The 12,492-nt window shown below is 66.4% G+C and carries 9 protein-coding genes; 7 read left to right on the forward strand and 2 right to left on the reverse strand.

Annotated features, from left to right (window positions below):
* Positions 1-270: 270 nt before the first annotated feature.
* On the reverse strand, positions 271-1,179 hold the full coding sequence (locus JZ792_RS08115; RefSeq protein WP_216908424.1) for a CE1 family esterase: 909 nt from the start codon (positions 1,177-1,179) through the stop codon (positions 271-273).
* Positions 1,180-2,047: 868 nt separating this feature from the next.
* On the opposite strand from JZ792_RS08115, the gene JZ792_RS08120 reads away from it, so the two are divergent.
* The 5 genes from JZ792_RS08120 (at position 2,048) to JZ792_RS08140 (ending at position 8,313) form a co-directional block, all read left to right on the forward strand.
* On the forward strand, positions 2,048-3,532 hold the full coding sequence (locus JZ792_RS08120; RefSeq protein ID WP_216908545.1) for an ABC transporter substrate-binding protein: 1,485 nt from the start codon (positions 2,048-2,050) through the stop codon (positions 3,530-3,532).
* Complete coding sequence (locus tag JZ792_RS08125) at positions 3,529-4,458, forward strand: ABC transporter permease (protein ID WP_254189485.1); 930 nt, start codon at positions 3,529-3,531, stop codon at positions 4,456-4,458. The genes JZ792_RS08120 and JZ792_RS08125 overlap by 4 nt, the downstream gene beginning before the upstream one ends.
* On the forward strand, positions 4,455-5,261 hold the full coding sequence (locus JZ792_RS08130; RefSeq protein WP_308165197.1) for an ABC transporter permease subunit: 807 nt from the start codon (positions 4,455-4,457) through the stop codon (positions 5,259-5,261). The genes JZ792_RS08125 and JZ792_RS08130 overlap by 4 nt, the downstream gene beginning before the upstream one ends.
* An 8-nt stretch (positions 5,262-5,269) precedes the next feature.
* Positions 5,270-6,703 (forward strand): ABC transporter ATP-binding protein, encoded by a 1,434-nt coding sequence (locus JZ792_RS08135; RefSeq protein ID WP_216908426.1) that lies wholly within the window; start codon positions 5,270-5,272, stop codon positions 6,701-6,703.
* Between the two features lie 155 nt (positions 6,704-6,858).
* Positions 6,859-8,313: a glyceraldehyde-3-phosphate dehydrogenase gene (locus tag JZ792_RS08140; protein WP_216908428.1), complete on the forward strand. Its 1,455-nt coding sequence runs from the start codon at positions 6,859-6,861 to the stop codon at positions 8,311-8,313.
* A 99-nt stretch (positions 8,314-8,412) separates the two neighbouring features.
* On the opposite strand, the gene JZ792_RS08145 is transcribed toward JZ792_RS08140, so the two are convergent.
* A complete protein-coding gene (locus tag JZ792_RS08145; RefSeq protein ID WP_216908430.1) occupies positions 8,413-9,318 on the reverse strand; it encodes a helix-turn-helix transcriptional regulator in 906 nt (301 codons plus the stop codon).
* A 166-nt stretch (positions 9,319-9,484) separates the two neighbouring features.
* Between JZ792_RS08145 and JZ792_RS08150 the strand changes: the two genes are divergently transcribed.
* Entirely contained in the window at positions 9,485-10,930 is a 1,446-nt protein-coding gene (locus JZ792_RS08150; protein ID WP_216908432.1) for an MFS transporter, read from the forward strand.
* 261 nt (positions 10,931-11,191) lie between these two features.
* The gene (locus JZ792_RS08155; protein WP_216908434.1) at positions 11,192-12,451 is read left to right on the forward strand and encodes an ABC transporter substrate-binding protein; all 1,260 of its coding nucleotides are present in this window, start codon (positions 11,192-11,194) and stop codon (positions 12,449-12,451) included.
* The last annotated feature ends 41 nt before the right edge of the window (positions 12,452-12,492 follow it).

Genomic DNA, 12,492 nt, shown 5'->3' on the forward strand with positions numbered 1-12,492 from the left:
GCTACGCCACGCAATCGGCCGATTCGATGGCGAAATCACGAACGGAACCGTTCGATCGCGAATTGGGCACGATCCTCGATGTTCTGGACCCCGCACCGCGCTCGACGCATCGCCGATCAGTTCACCGATGAGGTGCGGCAGAACAGGTTGAACGAGTGAGGTTGCGCAACCTATCAGCCTCGATTGCCGCGCATATGCCGAGTCCGATCGGACCGCTCGATATTCCGTTGGCGAGGATAGCGAGATCGACTGTGCCGCTATCGGTGTCGATCAGGGGAGTGGGTTGGCGGTGAACAGTGACCACATTCGGGCGCGGACGTCGGTGCCGCGCGCGCCGCTGGGCCACACGTGGGCCTGGGATACGTCGTCGGGACCGTCGTAGAGTCGGTAGATCACCGAAGTTCCCGCGGCGCAGTCGAATCGTTGTCCGGTGAGTACGCCGGGGCCGGTTTCACCGTGTTCGGTTCCGCAGTTGTTCATCTGTCGCCAGTGGTCGCGATGCTGCTCGGCTATCCACTGCCACACGACGGGGTCGTTGTCGTTGAGCATCACGCCGAAGGCGATCTTGCGCGAGGCGGGGCAATCGGCGAGGTCCCAGGCGCCCTTGGGGCCTGCCCAGACCGCGGCCGAGGCGATCAGATCCGCTGCGTCACATGCCATTCGGGAGGTCATCTGGCCGCCGTTGGAGTGGCCGGCGAAGTGAACCCGTTTCGGGAGCACACAGTAGGAGACGGCGACGTCGTGGACGACTTTGCGCAGGAAAGAGACGTCGGGACCGACATTTCTCGCGAATTCCCACGCCCACTTGCCGGCGCCCTCGCTCTTGCTGCCCCGCGGATAGGCCACGATGACCTTGTTGGTCTCCGCGAAGGAGTTCCAGCCGGTCTGGGGCTCGAAGATCGACGGGCTGCTCTGCCCGCCGTGTACCGCCACGATCAGCGGCGCGGGCCCGGTCAGGCCGCTGGGAACGAACAGTCGGTACGGCCTCGACTCACCCTCGTGGACGAGGGGGCGCTCGACGCTCCCGCCGGTCGGCGAGGTCGAGCACGATGCCGACGGCGCGGGCAACGGGCCGTCGCCGGTGACCTCGGCCGACGCCGGGGCCAACGGTCCGGCCAGGGAAACCGTCAGCAGTGCGCCCGCGACGGCCGATATCGTTCTGATCGTGTTCCAACGCATGGAATGCCCCTGCCTCCGAACGGCTTTCGTGGCCGCTTCGCTGAATCGTAGGGCGGATGGCGCGCGAGATCGAGGCCCCGGATATATGGGCACACCCCCGGACGTCGACCGGCGCCGCGCCATATCGCATACATACCCACGCTGGCAAGCGGTGGGCCGGATCGTCTCTCAGCGTCGTCACAGCTGTCGATCGGTACGGTCGCGGCCGTGACGGACACGGTGAACCCCGGCTGCGCGGCGTCCGGCCGTGCGCTGTGGGAGTTCCCGAGGTCACGAGATGGCTCTGAATTATCCGGTCGTCCTCCTCGCGCGGGTCATCGGTCGGATACTGCTGTCGCGGGACCGCGAACGTGGTTCGGGCGCGGTCGTTCTGCCGGGACGAGCCCGGCGCGCGGATCGACGACGTATCGATCGACGGAGGTGCGATAGCGGAACTTGCCACACCGATTTCGAGGAGCCGACAGAGTGCCGTTCAGGCGATCGTCCTGTCGATTCACGGCTCGTCGACACGGCCGCGTCCGTGATCACCGACGCGGCCGAATAGTCGAATTCCGTCGGCGCGTTGTCTGCGCGAGGTCTTCGGATCGGCGCATCGGACAATGCGCCATATCGGTGTGCGAGCAATTCGATATCGTCGCATTTCCGGCTGGGGTGCAACATTTTTCGGTAGCGACCCGAATTGTCATGCTCTGCCCCTTGATATCTCGTATCACGATCGTGCCTGTGCGGCCGAATCTGTTGCCAGCCGGGTCGTTCGGAGGTTAGCCTCATCTGAGTTAGCGGAGGCTAACCTTTGTTGTAGCGTGAGTATGGGTGAGGTCGAGCAGTGGATTTGAACAGGCGCAATCTCTTCAAGACGGGCCTCGGAATGAGCGCCATACTGGCGATCGCGGGCTGTGGAGACAATTCCAGATCGTCGTCGGGTGGCTCTCCCGAATCCGGCGGCACATTGCGTATCGGCGCGATCGGAAAGTCGTCGAAGACCGAGCGTGATCCCTACGCCACCATCAGCAACGAGAGCGACTTCCTGATCATGTCGCTGATCTACGACCCGCTGACCGTTCCGGGAAACGACCCGAATGTCGCGCCGCGCCTGGCGTCGAAATGGGAATCCGATGCCGAACAGCGGAATTGGACCTTCACGATCGCGGAAGGCGCCGCGTTCCACGACGGCCGCCCCGTCACCTCGGACGACGTGGTGTGGTCGCTGCGCACACTGCGCGAGGTGGCGGGCGAGACCAAGGTGCCCGTCGCGTCGGTGAACGATATCAATCCGGCGGGCCCGAACGCGGTGGTGCTGACGACCGCCGGTCCCAACAGTCAGCTGCCGTTGCTGCTGCGATTGATGACCTTCGTGGTGCCCAAGGGGACAACGGACTACAGCAAGGGTATCGGCAGCGGGCCGTTCGAACTCGAGTCCTACACCAACGGCAACGCTCGCCTGGTCCGTAACGACAAGTGGCACGGTGGCGCGCCCCTGCTCGACGCGATCGAGGTCACGCTGTTCGAGAGCCCCGAATCCATGGCGAACGCGGTCATGGCAGGACAGATCGATGTGGCATCCAGCGTCGGAGCGGTGGCGGGGCGCACGGCCGAGGCCCGGGGTGATCTCCAGGTCATCCGGCGTCCGAACGATATAGCCGTCGTGATCGCGATGCGTACCTCCGACGGTCCGTTCGCCGATCCGCGTGTCCGTGAGGCGCTGCGTCTCGGCGTGGATCGCGAAGGCATGGTGGCCCAGGTTCTCTCGGGCTACGGCGCCGTCGCGAACGACGTTCTCGGCACCGGTGATCCGACCTACGACACCGCGCTCGCACAGCGCAAACGTGACGTCGACCGGGCCAGGCAGCTACTCGCGGACGCGAAATTCGATACCGGCAAGACCTATCCGCTGGTCACCAAGTCCGAGGCGGCGGGCGAGGTGGAGTCGGCCAAGGTCTTCGCCCGCCAGATCCAGGACATCGGCGTGAAACTCGAGGTCGTCGTCCAGGAAGCCAACGCCTTCTACGACGAGACCTGGCTGAAAGCGCCGCTGTACACGGTGAACTGGGGCACCAACGACTCGGTGATGTTCTACGCCAGCAAGGTCTTGACCTCGCGGACGAAGTGGAACGAGACGAATTTCAAGGACGCGGCCTTCGACAAGGCCTACACCGACGCTCTGGCCGCGCCCGCGGGCGCGAAGTTCACCGAGGCGAGCAAGGCGATCCAGAAGATCCAGTACGACCGCGGTGGTTACATCGTGTGGGGCATGGCGGACGGAATCGACGTCGCCGCCAGGTCGGTCCAGGATCTGCCGAAACTGGGAGGCTACGGCCGCGTGCAGCTCGAACGAGTGTGGTTGTCGAGTTGATCGCAGTCTCCGGACTGGTGGTGCGACGAGTGGGTCTGCTCGTCGCACTGCTCGCCCTCGTCTTCGTCGTGGTCGATCTCCTGCCGGGTAACGCGGCGCGAGCGGTGCTCGGACGTGACGCGGGGCCCGAACGGATCGCGGCGAAGGAGCGTGAGCTGGGACTCGACCGGCCGTTGCCGGTCCGGTTCTGGAATTGGTTCAGCGGGGCCGCCACCGGCGATTTCGGCACAACGGCCCGCGGCCAATCGGTGAACGACCTGTTGGCCGCCAAATTCCCGCAGACCCTGCTGCTGGCGTCGATCGCGCTCGCGGTCACGGTGGTGGTCTCGCTGCTGCTCGGCCTGTGGTGGGCCGCGCGGCCCACGAGCACCGCCGCTCGTCTGCTGCAACCGGGGTCCGCGTTCGTGATCGCCGTTCCCGAATTCGTGGTCGCGACCCTGCTGGTTCTGGTCTTCTCGCTCTGGCTGGATTGGCTGCCCGCGGTCACTTTCACCGATCGATCGGGGTATCCGGCGAGCGCGGAGATGCTGATCCTGCCCGTGCTCGCGCTGGCGATACCGCAGGCGGGCTGGAATGTGCGCGTGGTGCGCGGCGCGCTGGCCGATGCCGCCTCCGCGCCGCATGTGGAGAGCGCCGTCCTGAACGGCCTCGACGAGCGAACGGTCCTGCTGCGCCATGTGCTGCCGTTCGCGCTGCCGACCATCGCGGCGTCGTTCGCGACCTCGGTCGGCACCCTGTTCGGCGGTGCGCTCGTCGTCGAGACGATATTCAACTACCCGGGGATGGGCGCGATGGTCGCGGGATCGGTCTCCGACCGTGACACCGCCCTCGTCGCGGCCGTCGTGGCACTGACGGGAACGACGATCATGTGTGTCCTGCTGATGGCCGATGCCGTTCGCGCCTGGTCGAATCGAGGTCGGCCGTGACGACGTCGACCAGCTCCCGACGGTGGTGGCTCGCCGTACTGCCCGCGGCCCTCGTCGTCGCGGTGGCGGTGGTCGGTCCAGCCCTCGCGCCGAATTCGGTCGACCACCCTGTCGGCATCTCGTTCGAGAAACCGGGCGAGGGCGCATGGCTCGGCGGCGACCGGCTCGGGCGCGACGTCATGAGCCAGCTGTTGTGCGGCGGTTGGGGATTGCTGCTGCTCGGCGCGACCATCGCCGTGTTCGTCACGGCGTTCGCCGCGATCCTCGGGTCGATCGCGGCCCTGTATCCGAGGACCGGCTCGTGGATCGAGCGGACCGCCGACCTGGGCATGCTGCTGCCCCCGGTGCTGGCGATTCTGCTGTTCATGCTCTCCTGGCCCGAATCCGGCGCCGTCGGATTGGTCGTCGTCTCGGTGATCGCCGGTACCCCGTATTCCGCGCGCGTGTTCGCCGCCGCGGCCTCCGGTGTCGCGGCCTCCGGATTCATCGAGGCGGCGCAGGCTCGCGGAGAACGGTTGAGCTATCTCGTCTTTCGGGAAGTGCTGCCGAATCTGCGCGAAACACTGCTGACCCAGTTGGGATTACGATTCGTGGAGGCGATGTATCTCGTGAGTACCGCGGCTTTCCTGCAACTTCCCACCACCCTCGGCGACGCCAACTGGGCGGTGATGGTCCGCGAGAACGCGTCGGGGATCCTGCTCAATCCCGCCGCGGTCCTGGCTCCCAGTCTCGCGATCGGTCTGCTCGCGGTCAGCGTGAACAGCGCCGTCGCGGCGTTCGGACGTGGACGGCGCGGCGTATGACCGGCGGGGTGACGGTCGAGGACCTGTCGATTCGTTCGGTGTCGGGCGCGGTGCTGCTCGCGCCGACTTCGCTTCGGGTCGCGCAGGGATCGGTGACGGCGCTGACCGGGCCGTCCGGTGTCGGAAAGACGACGCTGATGCGCGCGGTACTGGGTCATCTGTCCAGTGGGACGACACGAACGAGTGGTTCGGTGCACGTCGCCGGACAGGACGTCTTCGCGTTGAGTCCGACCGCGCTGCAATCCTTCCGGCGGGAGAACATCGCCTTCGTCGGCCAGGATCCCGGCGCGGCGCTCAATCCGACGATGCGTATTCGTTCGCTGCTCGGCGAAGCGGCGCACCGAGCCACCGATCTCGTGCCGGGCACTGTGCTCGCCCGGGTCGGATTGCCCGAGCACTGTCTGCGCAGGCGTCCGGGTGAACTCTCCGGCGGTGAACAGCGGCGGGTCGCGCTCGCGTTGGCACTGGCCCGCAAGGTGGGGGTGCTCGTCGTCGACGAACCGATCGCGGGCCTGCACGGGGAATTGCGCAACGGCATCGCCGATCTGCTGCGTTCGCTCGCGACCGATGACGGTGTCGCCGTGGTGGTTTCCGGTCACGACACGAAAATCCTGCACCGACTGGCCGACCAGGTCGTCGCGCTCGGCGAGCCGCCCGCCGAGCTGGCGCATTCGGCTGCGCGGCTGCGCGATCCGGTCACCTCGGGGCCACCGGCGCTGCGGGCGCGCGCGATATCGGCGACGGTCGGCCGCAGGAAACTCCTGGAAGCGGTCGACCTGGAAATCCCCGAGGGGGAGTCGGTGGCGGTCGTCGGGCCGTCGGGGGCGGGGAAGACCACGTTCGCGCGGGTGCTCGCGGGAATCCACACCGGGGCGTCGGGCACCCTCGAGGTGGACGGTCGCGCACTGGGTGTCGGGCGTGCGCGCCGGTCTCGCCGTGAACGCAGACGCATACAGCTGATCCCGCAGAATCCGCTGTCCACGTTGAACCCGAAACACATGGTGCTGCAATCGTTGTCGCGGCCGCTGCGCCTGACCGGGATGTCCGTGCGGTCCGAGATCGCCGAGCGTGCCGCGGAACTGCTGGACAGCGTCGAACTCGACGAGGATCTGCTGCACCGGTATCCCGACGAGCTCTCCGGTGGTCAGCGGCAGCGTGTCGCCATCGCGCGCGCCCTGGCCGCCGAACCGGAGATCCTCGTCTGTGACGAGATCACCTCGGCCCTCGACACGGCGACCGCGCGTTCGATCATGGAATTGGTCGAACGCACCCGCGTCGAGAGAGGAATCGGCATTCTCGTCGTCAGCCACGACATGAGCGTCGTGGCCGGGTATTGCCCGGGAATCGTGGTGCTCGCGCGCGGAAGGGTGGTCGAGCGCGGCCATACCGCCGAAGTGCTCGCCGACCCCGCCGCCGCCGAGACGAAGGCCCTGCTGGTGTGACCGAGGCCCACCCCGAAGTAGTCCTCCGGTCCGCGGTCGCGGACGATGTCGACGGTGAAACGCCCACCTCACCGGTGGGTATCCGGCCTCGGTGATATCGCGGCGCTGATTAGAGTCGAGTCGGCGAACACATCGAGCGAACCCGAGGACTTGCGTTGACTACCGAACAACTTGACCGCTGGAACGCACAGGAAGCCGCTGCCGAGGCGATGAGTCCGATCATCGGCACGTTGTATCGAGAGAAGGGCGTGACGGTCCTGCTGCACAGCCGATCGCTGGTGAACAAGTCGGTGATCAGCATTCTGCGCACGCACCGCTTCGCCAGGCAGATCGAGGGCGAGGAACTGTCGGTGGACGAGACCCTGCCCTTCCTGCGGGTGCTCGCCGAACTGGACCTCGGGCCGTGCAAGATCGACCTCGGTCACCTGGTCACGACCTACCGCGCCGACGATCGTGGACTGTCGATCCGCGATTTCACCGCCTCGGTCCTCGTCGACGTCACCAACGGCAACAAGGCGCAGCCTCCCGGCCCGAAGGATGTCGTCCTCTACGGTTTCGGCCGCATCGGCCGCTTGGTCGCCCGCCTGCTGATCGAGAAGGTCGGATCCGGCAACGGGTTGAACGTGCGCGCGGTGGTGGTGCGCCGGGGCGGCGACGGCGATCTCGCCAAGCGGGCGTCGCTGCTGCGACGGGATTCGGTACACGGCCAGTTCAACGGCACGATCAAGGTCGACACCGACAACGACACGATCATCGCCAACGGGAACGTGATCAAGTTCATCTACAGCGACGATCCGACGACGATCGACTACACCGAATACGGGATCGACGACGCGATCCTGATCGACAACACCGGCAAGTGGCGTGATCGGGATGGACTGTCGCAGCATCTGCGCCCCGGTATCGCGAAGGTCGTTCTCACCGCCCCCGGCAAGGGTGACGTCCCGAATATCGTGCACGGCGTCAATCACCGCAGCCTGGACCTGTCGCAGCGGATCTTCTCGTGCGCGTCCTGCACGACCAACGCGATCGTTCCGCCGCTCAAGGCCATGGACGACGAGTACGGTATCGTCCGCGGCCACGTCGAGACGGTGCACTCGTTCACCAACGATCAGAACCTGCTGGACAACTATCACAGCGCGGACCGTCGCGGCCGTTCCGCGCCGTTCAATCTCGTGCTCACCGAAACCGGCGCCGCTTCCGCGGTCGCGAAGGCGATGCCCGATTTCAAGGCCAAGATCACCGGCAACTCGATCCGGGTCCCCACCCCCGACGTCTCCGTCGCGATCCTGAACCTGCAACTCGAGCGGGAGACGAACAAGAGCGAGGTGCTCGAGTACCTGCGACAGGTCTCGCTCACCGGACCGTTGAGCCGCAACCTCGACTACACCGCCGCCACCGACGCGGTGTCCTCCGATTTCATCGGGTCGCGCGCGGCATCGATCATCGACGCCAACGCCGCGATCGTCGAGGGCGACACCGCGATCCTGTATGTCTGGTACGACAACGAATTCGGTTACTCGTGCCAGGTGGTGCGCACGGTGCAATACATCTCGGGCATCGAGTATCCGACCTACCCGCGGGTCGACGCGATCCTCGAAAGCGTCTGACGCCCCGCGTCTTTCGGCCGGATCCCGGGTGAATCCGGCGGTCGCGGCGGCGTACGGCCCCCGCGACCGCCGGATAGCGTCGACCGCTCGGCGCGGAACCTATCCCGCCGCGGCCGCGTGGAACCGCTCCCGGTGCTCGTTCCACGGCCGATGGCGTTCCTGTTCGCTCATCGCCAGCAGTTCACGCAACTTCTCCCACGCCGCGTCATCGGTCGGTGTGTACACCTGCATCCACGCGTGCGGAACCGACGGCAGCGACATGCTGGTCAAGAACATCTCCAGCTCACCGACCGCGAGATTGCGGATCTGCTTGGTGCGGCTCGCCGGGCTCGCCACATCGTTGCGCGCCCAGATCGCCGCGAAACTCGCGCTCTCCGAACATAACTCGGAGATGAACCGCTCCCAGTCGGGATCGCCGAGATTCTTCGCGTACGCGCCGCGCAGATATCCGACCATGCGCCGCAGATCATCCCAATTGTGGCGATGGGCGTTGCAGCATTCCGGAGTCAGGAAGATTCGCCGGGCGACGTTGCGCTCACCGAGCAGAAATCCCGGGCACAGCGCCTCGTAGGAGATGTTGTGCGCGAGCACGTCATAGCGCGCGCTCAACACGACGGCGGGCAGCGGCTGGAGATGGTCCAGGATCACCTGCAATTCCTCGGGCAGCGCCGCGTCCGCGTGCGCCATGGGTACCGTCGGCACATCCGCCAAGCGATACAGGTGCGCCTTCTCCGCGGGATCGAGCGACAGTGTCCGTGCCACCGCGTTCAACACCTGCACACTGACATTGATGTTGCGGCCCTGTTCGAGCCAGGTGTACCAGGTGACGCCGACCCCCGACAGTTGCGCGACTTCCTCGCGCCGCAGGCCGGGGGTGCGACGGCGTGGGCCGGGCGGGAGGCCGACGTCGCCGGGGGTGATGCGCGCGCGGCGCGACTTGAGGAATGCGCCGAGTTCGCTACGCCGGGCTTTACGCAGGGTGCCCGCGTCCACCGTGTCCGTCATCCTTCGATCGTCGCCGAATCGCCGAGGGTTATCCAGGTGGCACCGGTACCCGTTTCAGGGTGGCCGTACTACCGGTGCGGGTTCTGCCGCGCGTATCCGGGTGTCGGTGGTACCGGTGTCACCGGGCTCCTGTTACCGGTGCCGGTGAAGACGCATGCTCGTGGTCATGACTCAGACCTTGCCGCCCGAACCGGCCTCGGCCGTATCGAATACCGCCGCGGCTACGCCCACCGGGTACGGCGCGCGCCGTACCGTCGCGCTGCTCGCGGTGATACTCACCGGACAGTTCATGGCGGTGCTCGACTCCTCCATCGTCAATGTCGCCATTCCCTCGATTCGCGGCGATCTGCGCACCAGCGGATCGTCGCTGCAACTGATCGTGGCCGGATACGTGATCGCCTATGCCGTACTCCTGGTGACGGGTGCGCGGCTGGGTGATCGGTTCAGTCAGCGCCGCGTCTTCATCGCCGGGCTCGCCGCGTTCACGGCGGCATCGCTGGCCTGTGGTCTGGCGTGGGACGAGACGGCGCTGATCGTGTTCCGATTCGCGCAGGGGATCGGGGCCGCGGCCATGGTGCCGCAGGTGATGACGCTCATCCAGCGCGATTTCACCGGTAACGCCCGCGCGAAGGCGCTGAGCCTGTACTCCGCGATCATTTCCGGCGGTGTGGTGGTCGGGCAGGTGCTCGGCGGGCTGATCGTGTACGCGGATCTGTTCGAGAGTGGTTGGCGCGGTGTCTTTCTGGTGAATGTGCCGATCGGCCTGGCACTGCTCGTCGCCGCGCCGAAGGTGCTGCCCGCCGATTCCGTGCGCTACCACCGTGCGGTGGATCTCCCCGGCTTGGGGATGCTCACGGTCGCGGTGCTGCTGTTGGTGTTGCCGCTGGTGCTGGGACACGAACAGGATTGGCCGCTGTGGACCTGGATCAGCCTGGGGGCCAGTGTGATCGCGGTCGGCGCGTTCCTGCTGATCGAGCGGGTGGTGGCGGCGCGTGGCGGGGAACCGCTCTTCGCGCGACGCGCACTACGTGCGCCTCGGCTGTTGCTCACGGCGGCGACGCTGTTCGTCGTCATGGCGACGTTCGGCGGATGGATGTTCGTGATCGCCATCCACTTGCAGAACACGCTCGGCTACAGCGCCCTGCACGCGGGAGTGCTCTTCATACCGATGGGCCTGACCTTCGCGCTGGGAAGCCTGTATTGGGAGCGCCTTCCGGCCCGGTCGCACGCGAGGACCATTCCCGCCGGATTGGTCGTGGCCGCCGTGTCGATGGTCGCGATGGGGATGCTGTTGCGCGACGGCGCGGAGTTCGGGGTCGCGGCGCTGATCCTGTCCGGTTTCATGGGACTGGGCAACGGCCTCGCCTTCAGCCCGTTGATGACGCGCACACTCGCCCGGATTCCGAGGGATCTGGCCGCCGATGCGAGCGGCATCCTGGTCACGAATGTCCAGTTGGGCATCGTCGTCGGCATCGCCTGCTTCGGGACGGTATTCCTCGGTCTGGCCGGAGCGACGACGGTCTCGGCCGCGCACGCGCTCGGGGGCACCGCGATCGCGGAGGGGGTCACGGTGTTGGTCGCGGCCGTGCTCGCGGCCAGGGCCGCGCGCTAGACACGGGCCCGCCCCGGGCCGCGCGGGCGCGACTCATCGCCTGGGATACAAGGCATCTCACCTCGTGTTTCTCCGAGAAATTGCTGTCGGGATTCAGCTTGACACTCGTGTAAGGCTGAGTTAGCTTCTAGTGGCCCAGATCACAATCAGGATCGGGTCGCCGGATATCGCCGAGTGTGCGATTCGGCGTCGAAACATGTAGCTCGACGGGGTGCCCGGCGCTGATCGCCCGGCACGACCCGGCCTGGAAGGGCATTCAGCATGGGTAGTAGATCCGGTCGAATCGCGGCGGCGGCGCTGGCCGCCGCGTGCGTGTTCTCCGTCGTTTCGTGCGGCGACGACAGCAGTTCCGAGGCAGGCGGTGGCACCTCGATCGCCCCGGGCGTCGAGGCCACGGGCACGCCGATCAAGGTCGGCCTGTTCAATCCGTCGAAAGGCCCGGCGACCCAGGCGGGTGTGACGACGGGCAAGAACGCGGCGATCGAATACATCAACAAGCAGATCGGCGGAATCGGCGGACATCCGATCGAGGTGGTCGACTGCGGTATCGACAACACCTCGCCGGAGTCGACGATCTCGTGCGCCAACCAGTTCGTGCAGGCCGGTGTGGTGGCGGCGCTCGACGGCTACAACGCCGAATCGTCCGCCGCCATGCCGATTCTGACGTCGGCGGGAATTCCGCTGGTCGGCCAGATTCCGTTCAATACCGCGACCGGCGCGGTACCGGAGAACCGGGTGTTCTTCGGCCCGCCACCCGCCGCCTTCCTGGTCGGATTCCTGCAATCGCTCAAACAGGCAGGGAAGAACTCCTTGACCCTGGTGAATTCCGATCTGCCCCAGGCGCATCAGGTCTTCGACAACCTGCTCACTCCGCTGGGCAAGCAGTTGGGCATCGAGGTCAAGAGCGCGTACTACCCGCCGACCGGCCCGAACTTCACCGCGCTCGCGTCGACGATCGCGGACGGTTCACCCGCCGCGGGCGGTCTGATGACCGCACCCAACGACAACACCTGTAACAAGCTGGCACAGGCGCTGAAGTCCGTGAAGTACTCGGGCACCGTATTTCTCGCGGCCTGCACGGAATTCGTCGACATCATGGGCGCGCAGGCGGTCGGCGCCCAGTCCTATTCGCCGGTGTGGCTGCCGCCCGCCGTCGACTCGGCTCCCGAGCCCGCGAAATCCAATCTGAAGACCGCCGAGAAATTCATCGAGAACGCCGGTGGCACAGCCGGTTTCTACGCCTACGGGACCTTCTCGCTACTGGTCGACTTCGCCCAGGGGCTGGCCTCGGCGGCCCCGGCCGAGTTCACCGGTCCTTCGATCCTGACCGCGCTCAAGAGCCTGACCGACTACCAGAGCTTCCTCGGCCCGAAACTGACCTGCGGCAAGGCGACCTCGCCGAACTGCACCACGGACATGCTGCTGTTCGAGGTCACCGGGGACAAGAAGCAGGCACCGGTTGCCGGCGGGTACATCACCCCGAGTCCCGAAGTCCTGAAACTGATTCCGGGCGCGGCGTAATCGACGGGGGATGACCGTGAGGGGTGGGCCGCCGGACTTTC

Source organism: Nocardia noduli (assembly GCF_019038455.1).
Classification (GTDB): Bacteria; Actinomycetota; Actinomycetes; order Mycobacteriales; family Mycobacteriaceae; genus Nocardia; species Nocardia noduli.